The following is a 21,341-nucleotide window of genomic DNA, read 5'->3' as shown; positions in this document are numbered from 1 at the left end:
GGCCCGGGGTGCTTCCCTAGGGTTCTCTGCTTCCCCTTGTACCGCCCGTTTCCGGCGGAGCCGCGGCTCGTTTTTATTTGCTTGGGGTTTTTTTGGGGTTTGGCGTTGGGTTGGGGTTTCGGGGTCGTCGAGAGGAAAGGTTCGCAGGTAAACGATCTCATGTATAAAAAGGAAGACGGCACCCTGGGCTTCAGGACGAACAACTCGGGCGGCCTTCTGGGCGGAATAACAAGCGGGGCGGATCTGGTAGTGAGAATTGCCATAAAACCCACTTCTTCCATATCCCAGGTACAGGACACCGTGGATAAAGAGGGAGAAAAAACCCAGCTGCGGGTAAAGGGGAGGCACGATCCATGTCTTTGCCCCAGGGCTGTTCCAATAGCGGAGGCCATGGTCAATCTTGTTCTGCTCGATCACCTGCTGATCTCAAAGCTGTCGACCATCTGATTTAACTGCCATGTCGGAACTGTTCAGAATTTACGTAGGGGAGGAAGAGATATACTCGGGACATCTGGCGGACATACCGGATTACTACCGCAGCAATCTGGTCGAAGCGATTTCCGAGTGGGGGGAGTGTCTTAGCAAAAGCGGTTTCAGGGAACTTCTTTATTCCTCTTTACATTGGTATAACCTGAAGACATATTACTGCGGAGATTGCGAGAAGGAATCCGACGAAGAGGGCGTATGCGGGGACTGCGGCGGAGAGTTCTCGGAAATTTTCGTTCACAAAAGGGACCCGGGCATAGACAAGATAATGATGTGCATCGGTTTGATAGACCGCGTGGAGATGGAGATTCTTTAGTTTCTCGGGCAGTTATGAAATTTCTTGTTAAAGGACACATATATCCAAAGGCCTGGGAGATCGCGAAAAGCGTTAAGAGGCTAAGGGAAGAGCGGAAAAAGGTTAACATAGGAAGTGGAACGGTCGGCTACACGGTGTACGAGGTCGATCTTCCTGAGCAGACCGTAAAGACGGGAAACTACCTTACGACCCCCCAGGGAGTAAAGCTCTACCACAACTCGGGCGACTATTACGGGATCGGCTACCTGATCTCGGAAATAGACAATGATCCGCTTGTTTCAAAGCACTTTTCCTGATTTTCCAAGGAATTAGAATGCCGCCAATCGAAATAACACTTCTTTACTCATGCCTTCTGGCGATATTTCTTATAATTCTGAGCGTGAGAGTCATATACCTGAGGGGCAGTCCGTTTACCGATTTTCTGCGTAAGAAGGGCGAAACGATTTCGCAGGAAACTCTTAACAGAGCTGTAAGGGGACATGGAAATTTAATCGAATACGCACCGCTGTTTCTGATTCTGATGCTTGTCGCGGAACTTAATCATCTGTCCTCAGCATACTTGCACTTTGCGGGTATAGCTTTTCTGATCGGCAGACTCATGCATGGAATTCTTTTCAGTTTCATGAAACAGCGAAGCATGTTCATGAGAGTTGGAGGGATGGTCCTGACGTTTCTGGGCTACGGTATCGTCGTGGTGATCAACCTGGGTTCCGTGTTTTAGCTGAATGGGCAAGGTAAGCGAATTACACAAGAAATGGAGCAAGGGTCCGGAGTATAGGTCTGCGTATGACGAGCTTAGACCGGAATTTTAAATCGCACGCTTGCTTATTGGGGCTCGCACTAAGGCAGGACTGACTCAAGCACAATTAGCCGAGAGAATTCAAACAACACGGTCTGCTGTGGCCAGATTCGAGGGTGGAAGAATTCATCCTTCCATAAGTACGCTAAAGAAGATTGCGCAGGCAACCGGTACACGGCTCAAAATCAGTTTTGAAGTAATCAAGCAAGAAACGCCTGTAACGATCTATCCTGCGAACAAAGCAGAATAGTAACAACCGAAATGGTAAACAAGCTAAGTTTGTCCTGTCGCTCCTGAGTAGAGTTTCCAGAGAGGAACGAGTCGCACTAACAAGTCTCGTGTTTCACGGATAAAAGGGACGAGGCTGTTTGCGACCTCGTCTGGCTCACATGTCTGCAAGGCGCAAAGATGAGGTCCTTCAAGGAAGCTCTCTGCTTTTGCGGGGTCAAGCGTCCGGTCAATTTCACCATACTTTTTGCACGCGACCAGATCGATGTCAGATCCAAGGCCAATGTCTTGCGCGAGGTTGACGACGGCCCGTGAATCGTTTTCAATTTCTTCGGCCATCGGGGCGTTGGGGGAGAGCAGCGGAGTGGGTACGTAGAGTCCCCGCCATACGCCTTCCGGCTGAAAACCCAGAAACAATTGAGCATCAAGTCTTTTGCGCCCCTCTCTGTAAAAAAGAGCGAGCATGTTGTCTTTGTAAGGACTTCGCCCTTTGGCAAAACGCATGTCCCGGTTTATCCGGGTAATCGTTTTATTAATGGCGGGGCGGGTCTCGCAGTCTTTGATCACTTCGCGGAGACTGGGACCTATGTCTGTAACAGCTTGGCGTAGCGGGCCAAGCAGCTTCTTCTCGTAGCACTCGCGATTTTCCTCAAACCACGTCTTGTCGCGTGGAATGCTGAGATCCTTTAGAAAACGGAAGGTTTCTAAAGAAAAGTGTTTCATGGCGGTGTTATCTGGCTTCAGTCCCCTTAGCTTGCGGGCGTCATATAATAATGGTGTCTATGCCGTTCCCAGCATTTCCGATACCTTGGAAACTCCGGCTCCGCTTATAAAATCATGTTCCAAAGATCCCAGAATAGATTCGAGGGCTGAAATAAACGCCACCATATCGTTTCGGTCGACATCTCCTATGTGGGATACTCTGAAGATTTTTCCCTTGGCGTGGTCCTGTCCGCCCGCGACGGTCATACCGAATTTTGCCTGAAGCTCGGAGATGATCCTCCCCGCCCCTATCTCTTCGGGAGCTACTCCCACGGTAAGAGCCGGGCTTGCCGCGTCAGTGGTGAAAAGATCTATGTTGATCGCTCGGAGTGCCTCGCGGGTCGCAAGCGACATCAGTTCGCGTTTTCTGTAAATATTGTCCATCCCCTCTTCCATAAACCCTTCTATAACCTTGCCGAGGCCGATTATCAGCGTGACGGCGGGAGTCCATGGCGTCGTGTTTTTCTGGGCGCTTTTTTGGTAGTCGGCAAAATTGAGATAGAACTTCGGGAGGTCCGAGGTCTTGTTGAACTCCCAGGCCTTCTCGCTCATAGACGCGAATGAAAGTCCCGGAGGAAGCATGAAAGCTTTCTGCGAACCGCCCACGAGAACATCGATTCCCAGTTCGTCAAACGGGAGGGGGAACACCCCGACGGCGGTTATGCCGTCAACTATGAGCAGCACGTCGTCTCTTTTTGATGTAATCGCCGCGACCTGGTCGGTTGGATGCTTGACTCCGGTGGAGGTCTCGCTTGCCTGCATCAGAATCGCCCTTATCGAGGGGTCGCTCTCGAGTTTTTCCTCTATTACTGCCGGGGAAACGGCCTCGCCCCACGTAACCTCTATTTCATCCACTTCCAGTCCGTAGGCTCTCGCTATCTTCCCCCACCTCTCTCCGAACTTTCCGCCGTTTACCGTGATCACCTTGTCGCCCGCGCGAAGGGTGTTTACCACGGCTCCTTCCATGGCGCCGGTTCCCGAAGCCGCCAGTATGAAAACTTCGTTTTCTGTCTGAAAAACCTGTTTCAGACCTTCTCTTGCCTGAGCGAACACGGCTTCAAATTCCTTGGTCCTGTGATGAATGAGCGGTCTTGCCATCTCAACCATTATTTCGCTTGGGACCGCCACGGGGCCGGGGGTCAGCAGCAATCTTTTCATTTGGTGTTTCTCCTCGTGTTATTAGGGGATTGAATCAAAGCGGGTAAAATACCCACAAATGTAAGCCGTTTCAATTGAGAGTTAACGGTATTGGTGCCAAGAGGGTCTTCGTACTTGATAACAGGTGTTATCCCAAGGCTTGCACATGAAGTTTTACGCCCTCGCTTTCCTTTAAGGATGCTAGAAGGGAAGAGATGTTTTTAAGACTTGGATTCCCTTTCGGGCCGAGCATGCGCATTAGACTTTTCGGATCTTTTTTCGTAAGGGTTCCAAGTTCCTGAAAACCGATAGTCGCGTTAACGTAGTCTCGCAACAACTCCTTGGCTACGTTAATTTCATCATTGATAACACACTCAATTGCTTCGGTCAGAAGACCGATGCGGAATTCCGGATCTTTCCTAGCCCGTTCCATTACGGTATCTCTAAAGTCGCGTGTTAATGCCACTATGTTCCTCCTGTCTTTTATATTATTCCATGCGAATTTTTTCTGTCTTTGTAGTCTTTCCAATATCTCTTCGCCTCGTTAATGTCACTTTGCTGACGTTTCTTCGTCCCACCGCCTAGGAGAATGATCAGATTGTCACCGTCTTTTGAAAAATTCCCATTTTTCATTCGAGCTACAGCAGTTCTGATTTTCAGCCAATAACGGAGCTAAGAGAATCGAACCATTGCTTAAACGGTTTAGTTCCATCTTCGCGTTCGTATTCTAATGTTTTTATTTGGGATCGTCCGTGTTTTTGAATTCACAGGTTATTTGCGTACTATCTTCTAACGCGTTCTAAGGAGGAATCTTGGATGAAAGAGGAACTCACTGCCCTGATGGAAAGCCTCGGAGAAAGAATTCAGAAAATGGGAGACTATCTTTGACCTGCCTTCCAAGACTGAAAGGTTAAAAGAGTTTGAAAAAATTACAGCGGCTCCGGATTTCTGGGATAATTCCGGGCTAGCCCGCAAAACGCTTCAGGAACAGTCCGAAATCAAAGACTCCGTTTCGGGATTCGAGAAGCTCCGTTCCGACATGGAGGACGCGGCGTGTCTTCTCGAACTCGCGGTCGGTGAAGACGATCAGGATTCGATTGAAGAGGCGGGTGCCATGCTTGCGTCCTTAGAAGCCAAAGTCAACGAACTTGAGTTCACCCGGATTCTCGGCGGCCCTGACGACGCTCGAAACGCCATAGTATCGGTAAACGCCGGGGCGGGGGGAACCGAAGCCCAGGACTGGGCCGCGATGCTTCTTCGCATGTACCTTCGGTACGCGGAGAGGAAGGGATTTTCAGCGAAACTGCTTGAGACTCAGGACGGAGAGGAAGCCGGCATAAAAAGCGCCACAATTCTTGCTCATGGGAAGTTCGCCTTCGGTTACCTGAAGGCGGAGACAGGGGTTCACAGGCTGGTGAGGATATCCCCGTTTGACTCGAACAAAAGGAGGCACACTTCTTTCGCATCGGTTTTCGTTTCTCCCGAGATAGATGATTCAATAGAGGTGAACATAGAGGAAAAGGATCTGCGGGTCGATACTTACCGCGCGAGCGGAGCGGGCGGACAGCATGTTAACAAGACGGATTCCGCGGTCCGCATCACGCATCTTCCCACCGGGGTTGCGGTCAGCTGCCAGAACGAGAGGTCGCAGCGCCAGAACAGGGAGAGCGCCATGAAGATACTCAAGGCGAGGCTCTACGAACTGCGCAGGATGGAGGAAAAACAAAAAGAAGAGGAACTCAATTCCTCGAAAAAGGAAATCGGCTGGGGAAGCCAGATAAGATCGTATGTCATGCATCCCTATCGCATGGTGAAGGACCACCGTACCAATTTCGAGTCCTCAGGCGTTGATGCGATACTTGACGGGGAGATAGATGGTTTTATAGAATCGTATCTTCTGCATGACTCAACTGGAAACTCAAGGGAGGAAGCGACTTGAAGTTCGGCATAACGGGCAAGAAGGACAGCGCGCAAGTCTATGAGATTGCTAGGGGGCTGTGCGGGTGGCTTCGTGAAAGAGACATAGAGTTCTTCGTTGAGGAGAACCTTGGACGCAACATAGACGCTGAGAATGTGCTTGCGGAGCGTGACCTGGCTGCGGCCGTCGACATAATAGTTGTGTTCGGGGGTGACGGTTCCTTTATCTGGGTTTCACGAATGGTGCAGGGACATGACGTCTCAATACTGGGCTGCAATCTCGGTGGACTCGGGTTTCTCACTGAGTTCACGGTGGATGAGTTTTTTCCGATGATGGAGAGAATACTCGCCGGAGACTACGAGATAGAAAAGAGGGACATGATATCGTGCTGCGTAGACAGAAAGGACGGAGAGCGGGAAGAATTCACGGTACTAAACGACGTAGTTATAAACAACGGTCCAATTTCCAAGGTTGTGGATCTCTCCATATATATAAACGAAAAATACGTTACGACCTTTAAGGCTGACGGAATTATCTTTGCGACCCCTACCGGCTCAACCGCCTACTCTCTTTCTGCGGGCGGGCCGATAATTTATCCGACGCTGCCCGTGATAACCGTCACTCCAATATGTCCGCATATTCTTACCAACAGGCCTATCGTGGTGCCCTACACAAAAAAGATAAGGACGAGGGTGCTTACCGACATACAGAACACCTATCTTACACTTGATGGGCAGGTGGGAGTACCTCTTTATCTCGGCGACGAAGTTGTTCTTGAAGGTTCGGAGAGTTACGTGAATATCATAAAATCTCCTTTTAGGGATTATTTCAACATTTTGAAGACAAAGCTTATGTGGAGCGGGAGATATGAAAATTCCGAGTGAGGAGAAGTTGATTCATGGCTGGGTAATAAGGCAGGTGGAGCAGAAGTACTCCTCGCTTTATAATGAGATACGTACCAACCCCGGCAAAGAGCAACTCTGTGAGTTCGAGGGTCTTTTCCCCGACGTAATTCTCGGTTCATACGGGCAAGTCGTGCAGATTATTGAGGTTGAGACCGAAGCCACTATCGACGAAAAAAGAAGCGAGTACTGGAAAACTCTCTCGGAGCTTTCGGTCCAGCTCATTCTGCTTGTTCCCGCAAAGTCAAAGACTCACGCTACAGATCTTTGCTGGAAATGTGGGCTTGCCGGCAAAGTGAAAATAGGAACTTTCGAGGTCTCAATCAGGATATAGAGAGCTTCCGGATGTTCCCATGAACTGTCCTTCCCGAAGATCTTTTTTGCCCCGTTTGAATTCAGGGGCGTCCATTTTTCTCCCGCCTTCAATCTGAAGAGAGAGTATCTGCAAGATCCCATTACCCGTTGCGACATCCAAGCTTTCTCCCCTGAGCGATACTATTTCTCCGGGTCTTCCTTCCCCCGGGCCCGAAAGCGCCCTTAATATCTTGAGGTTTTTCCCTCCGAGCGTGGTGTGGGCGCACGGCCACGGAGTCATTGCTCTTACTAGGTTTTTTATCTCCTCTGCGTTCCGGCTCCAGTTCACCCGGCCGTCTTTTCTCGAAATAAGAGGTGCGTAGGTGGCCGCGGCCGGGTCCTGCTTTACGGGAGATATTTCATCTTTTGCAATGCTGTCGATCGTTTGCAAAAGAAGCTGTGCTCCTTCAAGCGAAAGTCTTTTCGAAAGTTCTTCGGCGGTTTCCTCATCCCCTATCTGCACCTTCTTTTGAACGAGAATGTCTCCCGTGTCCATTTCCTCGTCAATCTGCATGATTGTAACTCCCGTTTTTTTCTCTCCCTTTGCTATGGCCCAGTTAATTGGGGCTGCTCCCCTGTAACTGGGAAGCAGCGATGCGTGAACGTTTACGCAGCCAAAGGGGGGTGCGTCAAGCATGGCGGTGGGGAGCATCTTTCCGTAGGCCACAACCGCTATGAGATCGGGGGAAAGGGCCTTTAGCGTCTCTTCGAACTCGGGTGTCTTTAAGTCTTGGGGCTGAAAAACAGGCACTCCGCGCTCCGCGGCAATTTTTTTTGTTTCCGGCCACACGGGTTTTCGACTTCTCCCCCTTGGCCTATCCGGCTTCGAGAGAAGCCCGATTACCTCGTGGGAAGAATCGCAAAGCACCTCGAGTGATGGTACGGCGAATTCTGGTGTTCCGGCGAAAAGGATTCTCATTTTTCTGTGTTTTTAAAGGAAGTGATCACTTCGGTCTCCATTTTTTGCGCCTGCAAGCGATTTTTGTTCTAAACGGTTTTTTTCGGTGCACACTGTGCACATTTTTTAGGCATGGTTTGCAGGCTCTAAGTCTACTTGAAAATCCCGAGCCGTTGGGGATTTATTTTTCCCCAATTATTTCAGAGAGTTAGAGTGGGTGCTTCCTGTCTGTTGGTCTTATGGCCCCTTAATTGCAAAAGGTATTGAGAAGAAAATTGTCCAAACATGGAGGAGTTGGTTATGAATATCGCAGATTTTTTAAGAAAACCCTTCGGATGCAGCCGCGTGCTGTTTCTTTCGGTTTTTGCTTTTGTTGTTCTGGGGGGCTATTCAGCTTTTGCGTCAGAAGGTGCGGCCCATTCTGTTTTCGTGGCGAACAACGTGTGGATGCTGCTTGCGACTTTTCTTGTCTTTATAATGCATCTCGGATTTGCCAGTCTCGAGACCGGACTTACCAGATCGAAGAACACGGTAAACATACTGTTTAAAAACACGTTTATCATCTCGGCGGGCATTCTCACTTACGCCCTTATGGGTTTTAACCTTATGTACCCAGGGGATTTCATAGGTGGTGGCATCTTTGGGTTTGCCGGTTTCGGTATTTCAGCACCGGCCGGGGCTGAGGGGCTCATAGAGTATGCAGACGGTGGCTACACCTACTACACCGATTTCATATTCCAGGCAATGTTTGCCGCAACGGCGGCCACGATTGTCTCCGGAGCGGTTGCCGAGCGTATAAAGCTCTCAAGCTTCCTTATTTTCGCAACCATATTCGTCGCCATAGTGTATCCCATAGCTGGATCCTGGAAGTGGGGCGGCGGATGGCTTGATCAGATGGGTTTTTACGATTTCGCCGGTTCCACGCTCGTTCACAGCGTAGGAGGATGGGGAGGACTTGTCGGAGCCTATCTTCTTGGCCCGCGCATAGGGAAATATCTCGCCTCGGGAGCAATGAGGCCGATTCCGGGTCACTCTCTTCCGCTTCTTGCAATCGGTGTGTTCTTGCTCTGGATGGGATGGTTCGGTTTTAACGGCGGTTCGGTGCTGAGCGCGGATCCGGAACTGATTTCACTGGTCATAGTCACGACTTCGCTTGCGGCGGCTGCGGGTGCTTTAGGAGCGGCCTTCACGTCGTGGGGAACCTTTAAGTATCCTGACCTTTCCATGGCTTTAAACGGTGTGCTTGCGGGTCTTGTGGGAATCACGGCCGGAGCCGATGTGGTCTCTCCGGGAGAGGCGGTCATCATAGGGCTTGTGGCCGGAATAATAGTGGTTTTCGCGGTCAGTTTCTTCGACAAGATAAGGATAGACGATCCGGTGGGAGCGATTTCCGTTCACTTGGTCTGCGGTATATGGGGAACGCTTGCCGTGGGAATTTTCGGAGGACCCGATTTCAGTTTTATGGTTCAGCTTATCGGGGTTCTGGCATACGGTGTCTTCACGGTCGTCTGTGCCTTCATCATCTTCTACGCCATAAAGATGGCTATGGGCATAAGAGTGAGCGAGGAAGAAGAGAGAAGAGGGCTGGATATAACCGAGCACGGAATGGAGTCCTATCCGGATTTTCAGTCCGCAACGCAGGTTTGACAGCATGAGAACAGGAAAAAAGAAAATAACAACTCTTATAGGAGGAGAAAAATGAGAAGTATAGTTTCTAAACTTTCATTGATGATGATTGCGGCGGCTTTGCTGCTCGGGACCCAGTTCGGGGCCTCGAGGGCAAACGCTCTCGATCTCGGAAATCTTGAGTCGATTGGACTCGGCTTTTCGCTTGATACGACTTACCAGTATGTTTCGAACGGGGAAGTCGGGGAGGGTATCGCTGAGAGGGGTCTTTATCCCGAACACAACGATTTTTCGATAGACGCCTTCACTCTTTCGCTTGAAAAGGTTCCAACTGCCGGCGATGGAGCAATGGACTTGGTGGGTTTCAGGGCAGATGTTCTTTTCGGCGAACAGGCTGAACGTCTCGGCTTCGGTTTTAACACCGACGGTGACGGCGCGGTAAGTCCCTATCAGGCTTACATAAACGTACTTGTTCCATCGGGTGCCGGTGGTCTTAACATCTACGCCGGTCAGTTCACCACGCTTGCGGGCTGGGAACTTATAGAGGCCAAGGACAACACCAACATAACGAGATCCCTGCTTTTTTACAGGATTCCGTTTGCGCACAGCGGTGTTCGGGCCACCTTCAGTGCCGGATCACTTGATTTCGCTCTCGGCTTAAGCAACGACTGGGACGCGGTTGATGATGTGGATGACGGCAAGACATTTGAATCGCAGATTGCGCTTAATTTCGCGAACGACGGCTGGCTTGGTGTTACCGGGTACTTCGGCGATACTGATGGCGATACCAGAACCCTTGTCACGGTTGTTGGGACCGTGACCCTCATGGAGAAGATCACCTTGATAGCCGATTTCGAGTACACGTCGCATGATGCGGGGGGAGACCGTTGGGGTTTTGCAGGTTATGCGATAGTAAGCCTTGCGGACTCCATGTCACTTGCTCTCAGGGGTGAGTACGTTGATGAGTCGGAAAGAGTCGATACTCCGGATCTTGAGCTTTCCGAGTTCACCTCGACTCTCATATTGACTCCTTTCGAGTCCGTGGGAAATTTCGAGACGAGGCTTGAGTACAGGTATGACATGGCGGACGGCGACGACGCTTATTTTGCCGGCGAAGATAATCAGCACGGATTTGCCGTACAGCTTCTTTACTGGCTTGACGTATAGATAGAGAAAACCAAACACAACGCAGAAGAAAAAAAACCATCTCTCCATACCTCTTTTTTCTGTGTTCAGGGGGGCCTCGGTTCTTTAGAAAAGGGCCGAGGCCCCTTTGTTTATGAACGAAGAAGTTTCGTTCCTTGAAACAAAATATTTTCTTCGGGTAGAATTAAAGCCCGTTTATTTCTGCCCGGATAGCTCAGTTGGTAGAGCAGAGGACTGAAAATCCTCGTGTCGGTGGTTCGATTCCGCCTCCGGGCACACAATTTTTGCATCTCTCCACTTAAACGAGGGAGTTTATGCTGAAGACCCTTAATCAAACGGTTGATGCACTAGCTACTGTTGTGGCTCTTGCTGCTTGTGCTTTTATCCTTTCATGTTCTTCCGAGGCACAGACAAACCCGTGTCCGGACGGCACCGATTCTTATACCGAATATAGACTTTTTTTCGGGCGTGGGAATGCGGACAATCGGCAAGTCGTGAGTGATCAGCAATGGGAAGAGTTTCTCGAAGACACCATAACTGTTGAGTTTCCTGACGGTCTTACCATTCTGGATGCCTATGGGCAGTACACGGATGCCGCTGAAAATCTGATAAAAGAGGACACTAAGGTACTTATAATCCTTGTTCCGCCAAATGCCGATTCTGCTCCCGGAATAGACAGGATTATTGAAGGATACAAAAGCAGATTTGCTCAACAGGGTGTCCTGCGCGAAATCAATCCCACCTGCGCATCGTTCTGACCTTACCCCTCATCTTCTTTCCTTATGTTTTAACTTCTGTATCTAAGGTTGGTCTGACTGGATTGTTTTGTTATGTACATTAGGTTAGACTTGGCATATATAGGACTATTTTATTCTCGGAGGGATTTTAAATGAAGTTTGGAGATTATCTAAAGAGGATAAGGAAGAGAAGAAAGATTACCCAGGAGAACCTTGCTCGATCTCTTGAGGTTTCGAGCGTGTACATACATCAGCTTGAAACCGGAAAGGTTGATGCACCTTCTTTTGACCGCTGCCAGCAAATATCTTCAATCTTGGGGGTCAAGGTTGAGGAAATCTGGAGCGTCTCAAGGACGGAAAGACTCAAAAGATTTATCGAAAAAGAGGCCATATCAGAACAGGAGCTCGAGGTTCTCACAAACGAGGAGAAGATGCTCCTTAAGCTTTACAGAAGTCTTGACGGAGAAATAAAAAAAGATTTTGCCGGAATGGTGTTCATGCTTCTCCGACATTCACAGGACAAAAATCTACGCAAGATACTTGAAGAGTTTGTAAAATGCGCCTGAACCAGAAATTTGGACTGCTGTTCAAAATATCAATGGTTGAGCTGGGCATCATAGCCCTTATAGGAGTGGTGTTCTATTTTCAGTTTGATAACGCAAAAAAAGACTTTGTCACCAGAACCAAAGCCATAGCCGAGACCATAGGAGACCAGGCGACCAGTTTCTATCAGGATCACGGAGAGGGGTCTACAAGTGACGAGTTCTATCTTTTTCTTGACCAGAAGCTGGGCAGGGAGAAGCTGTTTAACACTTTCGGGATCTCTCCCAAATTTTTCAGCGTTACTTTTATGAAACAGCCGGAAGACGAAATGGCTTCTGGGCACTTTCTGGAAAACACTTATCCGCCCGAGGGGTACTCGGTTGAAAAATACGCAGGAAAGATCTCCGTTTCCGTTCCGTTTCTTTCCCCGCAGGCCGATGGGCCGCTCGGCATAGTTAAGATCGATTCCGACACGAAAACATTGATGAAAAAGGTTTTCGCCGACAACTTTCTGCTTTACGTAGCTATTTTAGTGGTACTGAACAATCAGGCCTTTATTCTTCATCTGTTCTTAAGAAGGAGAAAGGAGGAGATTCCCTTCAGCGAGGGTTATCTCAAGGAACACTCCATAAGCGCACTTAAGCTGATGCACAAGGTGCTTGGAGACATAATAGAGGATCACGCTTCTGAAGATAAAAAGACCGCGGAGAAGAAAACTGCGGATCCAGCGAACGTAATTTCGATTTCAAACGTGGGTACTAAACCGGAAAAATGAAAAAAAGCTTTCTGATTACCTCATTATTTGTCCTCGCGGCCTTTATTCTTACGGCCTGCACCGCGGAGGAGTCCGCCGTTGAACTCGACGGGCCGGTTCTCCAGACCGAGAACTTTGACGGAAGCGTGGATTTTAACGGCGCCGTGGTGAACACGGCGAGTTTCCCGGTACAGTCAGTTTACGTCGTTATATTTGTAAAGGATTCGGATGGAAACGCCCTTGCCGCGACCTCCGCGCTTGTCGAGGAAGGGGAAAGACTTGGTCCGACGGAAAGCTTTTTCTTCACAGCCAGTTTCGATAGCTTTCCCCCGGAAGCCCATTCCAAGGAAGTGCAAATATATTACGATCTTGTGGAAGAGTAGTTTCCAATCCCCGGTTCGTTGATTTCTCCTTTTAAAAAGTTGGCTTTCGGTAAACTTCGTCGCCCAGATTCCCTCCTTGAGGGGAAAGATGCCATGGTTGGAATAGATATAGGTTCAAGTTCTGTCAAGATTGTGGAACTTTCCTACGGGGGTGGAACCTACCGGCTTGAGAATATGGGAGAGGCTATGCTTCCTAGAGATGCAATAGTCCGCAAGTCGATTTCAAGGGGCGACATAGTTTCGGGGGTTGTATCAAGTCTCGTTTCTAAGCTCGGCGTGAGAACGAAAAAGGCGGTTATAGGAGTTTCCGGCGAAGCCGTTGCTTTAGAAGTCGTAAATGTTCCCAGAATTTTCCTCAGAGAGGACATGGAAAAACTTGTTCCGGACCTTGTGAGAACCAGTCTTCGCAAAGACGTTAGCGGAGTTAATTACAGCTACACTTCGCTTTTCCGCCGCAACGGGAAATCCGAGGAGACCCAGGTGCTGGTTGCGGCAGTTTCGAAAAAAACGGCGCAGGAGTATAAAAGTTCGCTTTTCTCGGCGGGACTCCGCGCCCAAGCAATTGATGTTGACGCCATGGCCCTTTCAAACTGCTATACAGTTTTTTGCCGCGGTCGCGGTCAAAAGGTGGCGCTTGTGAATATCGGAGCGTCAGGGACTAACTTGAGCGTTTTGGATGGTACAGTGCCCTTTGTGCTGAAGGATATTTCGCTTGGGGGACAATGGATTACGTTTCGTTTGATGGAGGAATTCAAAATTACCTACGAAGAGGCGGAGAGAATAAAGTTCAGCCTTAAAGGTTATGGCAGATATGACGAAATAGAAAATGTTTTTACTGATTTCGTTGCTCGTGCCACTGATGAGATAAAGACGGTTCTTGATGAAGCGGGAGACGTAATCGACCGAATAATTCTTTCCGGGGGATCTTCAAGAATAGCAACTCTCGCCGATGTACTTGGAGAGGCCACTGGGGTTCAGGTCGAGATTTCAAATCCTTTTCAAAACATCACTGTTTCGGATTCGCGTTTTGATCCTGAATACATTGAACATCTGGCCCCGAAGATGGCAGTTGCGGTGGGACTTGCGCTTAGGGGTTTGTGAATAGAAGAAAAAACTGGTAAGAAATTCCGCGTACCGGATTAGTTTCTTGAAGGTATAAGGTGGACTATCAGGGAAACTGCAAGCGCGACCGCGCCGACTACCGAGAGAACCTTAAAGTAAAAAGACCAGTCGAGTGAGAATTTGAGGGAAATTCCGAAACCTACTATAAAAAGAACAAGCGCGGTTATGAGAATCCCTCCGAGAATGTTTGTTCTAAGCATAAAAAACTCCAGAAAGCAGAATTAATAAAAAACGGCACTATTGTATACAAGACCCCATAAATTTCAATTCTTAAAACAGGGAAGTTCCTGCGGCTGAAAAGCCGGGTTTATATCATGTCAAGCAAAAGGGAATTGCAGATTCTAAAACTGCTCAGCGAAAACAAGGGGGAAAGTCTCTCCGAGGGCAATATTCTCAGGGGGCTTGATATGCCCGAGAGAAAAAGAGAGAAGCTCCGGGCTACGCTGAAGAGTATGGCCTTCGAGGGGAAGCTTAAAAGAACTTCCAAGGGTCGTTACCGTCTTCGAAAACGTTGGAAAAAGAGTGCTGCGAAAGACAGTCGGCACCTGGATTTCCCTGTATCTCTTCTTAATGGGAACCGCAAGAAAATCGTTCCAACCAGCCTCTCAAATGGTAACTCCCTGAGGGTTCTGGCCGATTTGAGAAAAACCCCGAGGGGATTTGTTGCCTGTCCCAGAAAAGCGGAACTCTTCGAGTATGAGGTTGAAACCAGAGGGTGGAAAAAGAGTTTTTCCGACGGGGAACTCGTGGTCATAGAGATTAAGCCGGGGAGACAGTCAGCAAGAGTGACCGAGCGCCTAGGGATATCCGGAGAAATTGAAACTGAAAAAAAAGGGATTATCTCCGAATATGGTCTTGCGAAGGGTTTTTCGCGCAACGTGACAAAAGAAGTCGCGGGTCTAAGCGCGGAGTTATCAAACGGGAACCTTTCCTCGAGAGTGAATCTTGAAAAAGAGACTATTTTCACCATAGACGGGGATGACGCGAAGGATTTTGACGATGCGGTAGGCGTAATGAAAATCCGCAAGGGGTACAGACTCCGGGTAAGTATCGCGGACGTTTCTCATTACGTGGCTTGCGGAAGCGCGTGTGATGAGGAGGCTGCCCGCAGGGCCACCAGCACCTACCTTTCAGACAGGGTGATTCCCATGCTTCCCAAGAGACTCTCAAACGATCTTTGCAGCCTGCGCCCCAGAAGAAGACGGCTTACCAAGACGGTCGAGATGGATTTCGATTCCTCGGGAAGACTCAAGGACTCGAGGATATACAACAGCGTGATAAAAAGCTGTGCGAGGCTTACGTACTCCGAAGCCGCGGCCATTTTGGAAGGGAACGGCACTGCTTCATCCTCCCGTGGCAAAAACATCGTTATTTCCCTGCTTTTGATGAGAGAGCTTTACTGCAAGCTCAAGGAGCTTAGGATTGGCAAAGGAGGCCTTGACTTTGATTTTCCCGAGGCCGTGCTGCTTCGCGATTCCAAGGGAGAGGTAAGCGACGTCGACAGGCTTAAACGGAATGTTGCCCATGAGATAATAGAGGAGTTCATGATCATGGCCAACTCCGTTGTCGCGGAGTTTATTTTCAGAAACGGTTTCGAATCGATTTACAGGATTCACGAATCCCCGGACCCGGATTCCATAGAGCAACTGCGTGAAAACCTTCTCAAGATAGGCATCAAGGCAAACTTCGGAGGACAGATCAAGCAGCAGGACATCCAGGCGGTGATAAAAGCTGCTTCGGGGAGAAAGGATCGGGAGCAGATAAACTTTATGATTCTGCGCGCGCTCAAAAAAGCCGTTTACTCAACAAAGCATGTTCCCCACTTCGGTCTTGCTATAGACGATTACACCCACTTCACTTCCCCCATAAGGAGGTATCCTGACCTTGTTGTTCACAGGATTATCGATGAAATACTGCAGAAAAGAACACCTTCCTACGACTCCGCCCGTCTCAAGCGGATAGCCGAACGCTGCTCGATTCTGGAGAGAACAGCCGAGGATGCGGAGCGCCAGTTTATGAACCTTGAGACGGCAAATTTCATGAAAAGCCGCGTGGGTGACGTATTCCACGGGAAAATACTGAGCATACACCCCTTCGGGGTTTTCATAGAAATAGAAGAACACTTCGTCGAGGGACTCATCCCCGAGCATTTTTACAAGATCAAGGGCAGGAAAAGAAAGTGGTTCAACCTCGGAGAGGAAGTTCGCGTGAAGCTTGTATCAGCGGACATGGAGAGAAGAAGGCTTACTTTCAATCTAGCATCCTGACCGTTTTTTTCAGTTAATGGTATCCGGCAAGCGGTAGCTTGTGCTTCGTCCGCCGCCAGGGTTCTGAATAAAAATGCCGAGTGACTTTAAGTGCTGAATGTCCCGTAATGCTGTATCTGTGGAGCACTTGGCCAGTTTTGCATACTTTGAGGTGCTCATATGCCCTCTAAAATCATGCTCCAGCATACGATTAATAATCAGACGCTGACGTTTATTGACAGGTTGCCGATTAATCTTTTCCCACAGCTGTGCTTTAAATAACACGGTGCTCAGTGTGTCTTCGGCTCTGGCAATTGCACGACCAAGGCAATCCAGAAACCATTCAAACCAACCTGTTACCTCCGGCGTGCCGCGTTGCTGTTTTTCCAACTGGTCATAATAATCTTTGCGCTCAGATTCAAATTGCGATGAAAGGCTGTAAAAGCGGTCTCCCATGCCGTCAGCACGCGCCAGGGCCATATCGGTAATCGCTCTTGCAATACGTCCATTACCGTCTTCAAATGGATGAATTGTCACAAACCACAGATGGGCAATACCGGCTCTGAGCACGGGGTCAGTATCATCCTTGCTCTCAAACCATACCAGAAACCCCGTCATCTCATGTTCAAGGTGCTCTGCGTTTGGAGCCTCGAAATGAACTTTTTCACGTCCTATAGGACCTGAAACCACTTGCATGGGACCGGATTCGACGGAGCGCCAGCCACCAACTGTGATGCGACGCATGCCGCTGCGACCTGTTGGAAACAGTGCCGCATGCCAGTCAAACAATCTGTCTTTTGTTAAAGGTTTGATAGATTGCTGGGTCGCATCCAGCATCATTTCAACAATACCCTCAATATCTTGGTTCACTGACGTAATGCCGGCGATATCAATCCCTAGTCGGCGAGCGATTGATGAGCGAACCTCTTGCGGGTTCAGATTTTCTCCCTCGATGGCTGATGATTTAACGACATCGCTTGTCAGTGTTCCGAGACTTGCTTCTTGCTTGAGTTCGAAACCTAATCCTTCCATTCTGCCTAGCAGACGACCCTGACGGTGTCGAATATTGACAAGCTTGGAAGCGAGTTTTTTGAGATCCCAAGTGAAGTCCGGCCAGTTATGATGCTCATGTATCCACATATCATTCACCGCATTGTTTGTACCTTTTATTTATCACATAAGCAAGAAAATCGCCGTAAAATATGCGGTGAATAGATTGTTATTCACCACCAAAAGGCAAGAGAGGGAAAGGACAGGACCGTAGGGGAAGAGACAGGAATTGAAGCTACTTTGTATAATAGAGTTATGGAGGTGTTAGCATGAATGAGAGAAAAGCTAGAAAGCACTTAGAGAAATTCGGGCCGGAGATGGAAAAGGAGTATCAAGAAGCAAGGGCAAATCTTCTGGATTCTTTCAGTGAACGGGCAAAAAAAGGTGAATGAAAACAAGGCTTGGCAAAGAAAAGCATTTTAAGACGTGTTTATAGGAGGGAATTGATTATGGGTTATTAATATAGGATTACTGACAAAAAAGGGAATGTGATGGTAAGAGATATAACCGGAAGTGAGTTGCTTGGAGGAACCACAAACCTTTCAACTGTAGTGAGGGCTGTTGCGGACAGATGGAGTGAAGATGAAGAGTATTCCTTCTTTCAAAGCGTTACGGCCGAGGGTATGGAGATGGTAGAAAGAATCAGGAAGAGAAAGGACAAATAACCCTTTATTTCGATACTCGGGAAAAGGAGCTTCAAAGCATGGTGCTTGAAGTGAAGGGCGGGCGGAATGTCGCTATTGCCGATCTAAGGGCATTACACAGCGTTATGGAAAGAGACGAGGCAGAAATGGCAGGACTAATCATTATGGAACCTTTGAGTGAACGGAAGGCGAGGAATTTTCATAAGATGATGGGAGAGGCGGGAGACCTTGAGATATTCGGAGCGAAGTTTCCGAGAATGCAAATGCTCACAGTCCAAGAGATATTAGATGGGAAAAGATTTGTTACTCCCTTCCCCCAGGGGAAAAGAGACCGGCAAATGCCTTTGCTCCCGTGATTGAACCCATGATAGATTTAATTCTAGGTTGGTTTGAGTTTTGGGGGATAGTAAGAGCCACCGTATGGAGTTTATTTCCTTACCTTGTACTTGCAGGTGTTGTAATTTGGGTTGTTTTCGAGGTAATAATCAAGTTGCTTCAGTATATTACGGATTGGCAAGAAAAGAGAAGAAAATAGAACAAGCCCCTAATTACTTATTGCGAAAATCTTTATTTGCAGGCACATACCAAAAGAATGTGGCGGAGGGAGTGGGATTCGAACCCACGAGGGCCAAAAAGACCCCACTGGTTTTCGAGACCAGCGCCTTAAACCGCTCGGCCATCCCTCCCCCGACACGCAAAACAGGCTACCGAAGCCCGAAGGGCAAGGCAACATCTGTCGGGAAGTTTAGTTATTAGAGCCTCTGTGTAAACTTAAGCGGATATGATTGAAAGCTACTTTACTCCCGAAGCTGTAGAGTTTATCAGGGAGGCAATAACAGAGGCCTATGGAAACGAGGTTTTTTTCGTCGGCAAGGTAAATGAAAACTCTCTGGTTTGTGATCTAAAAGTCCTTGCACGCGGCAACCGCCAGGCGGTTCCGGCCATCCTTGACGCGGCGAAAACGGGGAACGTTGTCGTGCATAACCATCCCTCAGGCAACCTCGAACCTTCACCTCAGGACGTGGCAGTCGCTTCGGCTTTCGGAAACAAGGGCGTCGGTTTCTACATAGTGGACAGCGAGGTCGAGAAGGTGTACGTAGTTGTTGAGCCTTTTGTTCCGGGGGAAACGGTACGTGTTGACAATGAATCCGCGAGGGAATATCTTCTGCCTGCAGGTCCCGTGTCCCGTGTCTTGGGAGAGAAATACGAGCACAGGGATGAGCAACTGGAAGTCCTCTCAAACGTGATTGACGCATTCAATGACGAACACCTTTCAATGATAGAGGCCGGCACGGGCACCGGAAAAACTCTTTCCTACCTCATACCTTCCATTCTCTGGTCAATTAGCAACAGTGAGAGGGTTCTGGTCTCAACAAACACCATCAATCTTCAGGAACAGTTGATAAACAAAGACCTTCCCCTTCTTCGGGATCTTTTCCCGAGGAAGTTTGATTACGCTCTTGTTAAGGGAATGAGAAACTACTTCTGTCTTCTCCGCGGCGAAGCCGTTGGGCAGGATCTTTTCGATTTTATAGACGACGGGGAAAGAGGTTCCATGAAGGATGTGCTTGAGTGGGCCAAGACCACCTCGGACGGCTCACTTTCCGATCTTGCGTTTACACCCCCTGACGATGTGTGGGACAGGGTGTCTGCGGAAAGCGAAAGCTGCCCGGGGACCAAGTGTCCCCACTATTCAAGCTGCTTTTTCTTCAAGTCGCGGAGGGAGCTCTCGAGGGCTTCGGTGCTTGTTGCCAACCACCACATGCTTTTCTCTGATATTGCGATAAAAGGGACTGCGGGACCCGATTCGGATTTCGGGATAATTCCCCGCTACGCGAAGGTCGTTTTTGACGAGGCGCACAATATCGCCGAGGCGGCCACTTCGCATTTCAGTTTGAAACTTAGCAAGCACGGGATTGCGAAGACGCTTTCAAAGCTTCGTTCTCGGAAAAACAGGGACAAGGGACTTGTATCCTACATCTCGCACCTTGCGCAGAAAGAAAAAGACTCCACCCTCAGGGAGGTTTTCGAGCGCTCGGGCGGCGGGCTTGCGAGGGCCGTTGAGCGCATAGAGGCCGTAAGCGAAGAGGTCTTTAATTCGCTTTACGGTTTTGGGGTGGAGCTATCGGGTGAGACAGCGATAAGCCTGAGGCTCACAGAAGAGGTTATGCGGCACGAGAAATGGCCTGCCGTTGAGGAGCGTTTCGGGGCGCTTGAAAAATCCCTTTTTTCGCTTGAAAACGAGATTGCCCACCTGCTGAGAGTAGTCGAGGGCTCACCGCACGCGGATTCCCACATAAAACTCACCGCTGAGCTCGGAGGCATCGCTAAGAGATCCCTTGCTTTCCGCGAAGCCATAGGAAGGTTCTTTGGCGAGCAGGACGAGAGCTATATAAGATGGTTTGAAGGGAACCGCAGAAGGGCGGCGATTTTCTGCTCCATCAACCTCTCCCCGCTCGATGTATCCAAGGAGCTTTCGGAAAAGCTCTACTCGAAGACCAAAACCGTCGTTATGACTTCTGCGTCGCTTGCCGTGGATAAGAATTTCGATTTTCAGAGGAAAAACATCGGACTTTCGGATAATGAAAGATTCAGGGGGCTTATTGTTGATTCACCGTTTGATTTCCGAACGCAGTCCCTGCTGCTGGTCCCGTCGGATATGCCCGAGCCCGGACGCGAGGACTATGAAGATTCCCTTGCGCAGATACTCTCAGGCTCGATCTCCGTAACGAACGGAAACGCCCTGGTACTTTTCACCTCTTATTCCTCGCTTAACAGGGTTTATGAAAAGACGGGAAAAATTCTTGAGAGCATCGGGACCGTTCCGGTCAGTCTTTTCAAGCAGGGGGAAATGCCTAGGGGCCTGCTGCTTGAAAAATTCAAAACGCTTGGGAACTCGGTGCTTTTCGCGACCGACAGCTTCTGGGAAGGAGTAGACATTCCCGGGGATTCTCTAAAGATGGTCGTTATATGCAGACTTCCCTTCAAGGTTCCCACGGATCCGGTTACGGAGGCGAAAATCGAGTACATGGAAAAACAGGATATGGATTCGTTCCGCGAATACATACTTCCCCATGCGGTACTCAGGTTCAAACAGGGCTTCGGGAGACTCATACGCACCAAGACGGACCGTGGTGTTGTTATGGTTCTTGACAGGCGCATCGTGTCGAAATACTACGGGAAATTCTTTATCAACTCCGTTGCGGGCAGCGGCTTTTTCTGCGCGAAGACGGAACAGATACTCGGACGGATGCGGGATTTTTTCTCTGAGGAGCGAGAGCACTGAATTT

At 49.1% G+C, this 21,341-nt stretch carries 22 protein-coding genes, 2 tRNA genes and 3 pseudogenes; 19 read left to right on the top strand and 8 right to left on the bottom strand.

The window, feature by feature from the left end; genetic code table 11:
• The 5 genes and pseudogenes from F4Z13_04255 to F4Z13_04235 form a co-directional block, all read left to right on the top strand.
• Window positions 1–447 (top strand): chorismate synthase (locus F4Z13_04255; GenBank protein ID MXZ48449.1); only part of this gene is annotated, 447 nt, incomplete at its 5' end.
• A 10-nt stretch (window positions 448–457) separates the two neighbouring features.
• On the top strand, window positions 458–802 hold the full coding sequence (locus tag F4Z13_04250; GenBank protein ID MXZ48448.1) for a hypothetical protein: 345 nt from the start codon (window positions 458–460) through the stop codon (window positions 800–802).
• Between the two features lie 14 nt (window positions 803–816).
• Window positions 817–1,098 (top strand): hypothetical protein, encoded by a 282-nt coding sequence (locus F4Z13_04245; protein MXZ48447.1) that lies wholly within the window; start codon window positions 817–819, stop codon window positions 1,096–1,098.
• A gap of 17 nt (window positions 1,099–1,115) precedes the next feature.
• Window positions 1,116–1,523, top strand: coding sequence for an MAPEG family protein (locus F4Z13_04240; protein MXZ48446.1), 408 nt, complete (start codon window positions 1,116–1,118; stop codon window positions 1,521–1,523).
• Between the two features lie 4 nt (window positions 1,524–1,527).
• Window positions 1,528–1,851 (top strand): annotated as a pseudogene (locus F4Z13_04235) (helix-turn-helix transcriptional regulator).
• 23 nt (window positions 1,852–1,874) lie between these two features.
• Here the strand turns inward: F4Z13_04235 and F4Z13_04230 are convergent.
• The 4 genes and pseudogenes from F4Z13_04230 to F4Z13_04215 all read right to left on the bottom strand — a co-directional run bounded on the left by F4Z13_04230 (window position 1,875) and on the right by F4Z13_04215 (window position 4,468).
• Window positions 1,875–2,552: a DUF2461 domain-containing protein gene (locus F4Z13_04230; GenBank protein MXZ48445.1), complete on the bottom strand. Its 678-nt coding sequence runs from the start codon at window positions 2,550–2,552 to the stop codon at window positions 1,875–1,877.
• 57 nt (window positions 2,553–2,609) lie between these two features.
• Window positions 2,610–3,749: an alanine--glyoxylate aminotransferase family protein gene (locus F4Z13_04225; GenBank protein MXZ48444.1), complete on the bottom strand. Its 1,140-nt coding sequence runs from the start codon at window positions 3,747–3,749 to the stop codon at window positions 2,610–2,612.
• 127 nt (window positions 3,750–3,876) lie between these two features.
• The gene (locus F4Z13_04220) at window positions 3,877–4,194 is read right to left on the bottom strand and encodes a transcriptional regulator (protein MXZ48443.1); all 318 of its coding nucleotides are present in this window, start codon (window positions 4,192–4,194) and stop codon (window positions 3,877–3,879) included.
• A gap of 17 nt (window positions 4,195–4,211) precedes the next feature.
• A pseudogene (locus tag F4Z13_04215) lies at window positions 4,212–4,468 on the bottom strand (type II toxin-antitoxin system RelE/ParE family toxin).
• A gap of 76 nt (window positions 4,469–4,544) precedes the next feature.
• On the opposite strand from F4Z13_04215, the pseudogene F4Z13_04210 reads away from it, so the two are divergent.
• From F4Z13_04210 to F4Z13_04200, 3 genes and pseudogenes are all read left to right on the top strand, one after another.
• Window positions 4,545–5,667: pseudogene (locus F4Z13_04210) on the top strand (peptide chain release factor 2).
• Window positions 5,664–6,530, top strand: a complete 867-nt coding sequence (locus tag F4Z13_04205) for an NAD(+)/NADH kinase (protein ID MXZ48442.1) — start codon at window positions 5,664–5,666, stop codon at window positions 6,528–6,530. Before F4Z13_04210 ends, F4Z13_04205 begins: the two are co-directional and overlap by 4 nt.
• Window positions 6,514–6,882, top strand: coding sequence for a hypothetical protein (locus F4Z13_04200; protein ID MXZ48441.1), 369 nt, complete (start codon window positions 6,514–6,516; stop codon window positions 6,880–6,882). The genes F4Z13_04205 and F4Z13_04200 overlap by 17 nt, the downstream gene beginning before the upstream one ends.
• Here the strand turns inward: F4Z13_04200 and F4Z13_04195 are convergent.
• Window positions 6,868–7,821 carry a methionyl-tRNA formyltransferase gene (locus F4Z13_04195; GenBank protein ID MXZ48440.1) on the bottom strand — a complete coding sequence of 318 codons (954 nt, stop codon included), beginning with the start codon at window positions 7,819–7,821 and terminating at the stop codon, window positions 6,868–6,870. The two genes, F4Z13_04200 and F4Z13_04195, sit on opposite strands and share 15 nt — an antisense overlap.
• Window positions 7,822–8,100: 279 nt before the next feature.
• Between F4Z13_04195 and amt the strand changes: the two genes are divergently transcribed.
• The 8 genes from amt to pilM all read left to right on the top strand — a co-directional run bounded on the left by amt (window position 8,101) and on the right by pilM (window position 14,090).
• Window positions 8,101–9,447 carry an ammonium transporter gene (gene amt, locus F4Z13_04190; GenBank protein MXZ48439.1) on the top strand — a complete coding sequence of 449 codons (1,347 nt, stop codon included), beginning with the start codon at window positions 8,101–8,103 and terminating at the stop codon, window positions 9,445–9,447.
• 51 nt (window positions 9,448–9,498) lie between these two features.
• A complete protein-coding gene (locus F4Z13_04185; protein ID MXZ48438.1) occupies window positions 9,499–10,593 on the top strand; it encodes an outer membrane beta-barrel protein in 1,095 nt (364 codons plus the stop codon).
• Between the two features lie 182 nt (window positions 10,594–10,775).
• Window positions 10,776–10,848: transfer RNA gene (locus tag F4Z13_04180), tRNA-Phe, on the top strand.
• A 38-nt stretch (window positions 10,849–10,886) separates the two neighbouring features.
• Window positions 10,887–11,330 carry a DUF3574 domain-containing protein gene (locus F4Z13_04175; GenBank protein ID MXZ48437.1) on the top strand — a complete coding sequence of 148 codons (444 nt, stop codon included), beginning with the start codon at window positions 10,887–10,889 and terminating at the stop codon, window positions 11,328–11,330.
• 131 nt (window positions 11,331–11,461) lie between these two features.
• Complete coding sequence (locus tag F4Z13_04170) at window positions 11,462–11,875, top strand: helix-turn-helix domain-containing protein (protein ID MXZ48436.1); 414 nt, start codon at window positions 11,462–11,464, stop codon at window positions 11,873–11,875.
• On the top strand, window positions 11,866–12,627 hold the full coding sequence (locus tag F4Z13_04165; GenBank protein MXZ48435.1) for a hypothetical protein: 762 nt from the start codon (window positions 11,866–11,868) through the stop codon (window positions 12,625–12,627). Before F4Z13_04170 ends, F4Z13_04165 begins: the two co-directional genes overlap by 10 nt.
• Window positions 12,624–12,989, top strand: coding sequence for a hypothetical protein (locus F4Z13_04160; protein ID MXZ48434.1), 366 nt, complete (start codon window positions 12,624–12,626; stop codon window positions 12,987–12,989). Before F4Z13_04165 ends, F4Z13_04160 begins: the two co-directional genes overlap by 4 nt.
• A gap of 93 nt (window positions 12,990–13,082) precedes the next feature.
• Window positions 13,083–14,090, top strand: coding sequence for a type IV pilus assembly protein PilM (gene pilM / locus F4Z13_04155; GenBank protein MXZ48433.1), 1,008 nt, complete (start codon window positions 13,083–13,085; stop codon window positions 14,088–14,090).
• 38 nt (window positions 14,091–14,128) lie between these two features.
• Here pilM and F4Z13_04150 read toward each other — a convergent pair whose 3' ends face one another.
• The gene (locus F4Z13_04150) at window positions 14,129–14,311 is read right to left on the bottom strand and encodes a hypothetical protein (protein MXZ48432.1); all 183 of its coding nucleotides are present in this window, start codon (window positions 14,309–14,311) and stop codon (window positions 14,129–14,131) included.
• Window positions 14,312–14,425: 114 nt separating this feature from the next.
• On the opposite strand from F4Z13_04150, the gene F4Z13_04145 reads away from it, so the two are divergent.
• A complete protein-coding gene (locus F4Z13_04145) occupies window positions 14,426–16,378 on the top strand; it encodes a VacB/RNase II family 3'-5' exoribonuclease (GenBank protein ID MXZ48431.1) in 1,953 nt (650 codons plus the stop codon).
• Between the two features lie 9 nt (window positions 16,379–16,387).
• Here the strand turns inward: F4Z13_04145 and F4Z13_04140 are convergent, their stop codons facing one another.
• Window positions 16,388–17,497: a Fic family protein gene (locus F4Z13_04140; GenBank protein ID MXZ48430.1), complete on the bottom strand. Its 1,110-nt coding sequence runs from the start codon at window positions 17,495–17,497 to the stop codon at window positions 16,388–16,390.
• A gap of 613 nt (window positions 17,498–18,110) precedes the next feature.
• On the opposite strand from F4Z13_04140, the gene F4Z13_04135 reads away from it, so the two are divergent.
• Window positions 18,111–18,407, top strand: coding sequence for a hypothetical protein (locus F4Z13_04135; GenBank protein MXZ48429.1), 297 nt, complete (start codon window positions 18,111–18,113; stop codon window positions 18,405–18,407).
• Between the two features lie 239 nt (window positions 18,408–18,646).
• Here the strand turns inward: F4Z13_04135 and F4Z13_04130 are convergent.
• Window positions 18,647–18,737: transfer RNA gene (locus F4Z13_04130), tRNA-Ser, on the bottom strand.
• A gap of 95 nt (window positions 18,738–18,832) precedes the next feature.
• Here F4Z13_04130 and F4Z13_04125 point away from each other — a divergent pair.
• Window positions 18,833–21,337, top strand: a complete 2,505-nt coding sequence (locus tag F4Z13_04125; protein ID MXZ48428.1) for a helicase — start codon at window positions 18,833–18,835, stop codon at window positions 21,335–21,337.
• Window positions 21,338–21,341 lie beyond the last annotated feature (4 nt).

Source organism: Candidatus Dadabacteria bacterium, from assembly GCA_009837205.1.
In the GTDB taxonomy this organism is placed as follows: domain Bacteria; phylum Desulfobacterota_D; class UBA1144; order Nemesobacterales; family Nemesobacteraceae; genus Nemesobacter.
The sequence above is the reverse complement of the archived record's forward strand: the minus strand, read 5'-3'. Positions and strand labels throughout refer to the sequence as shown.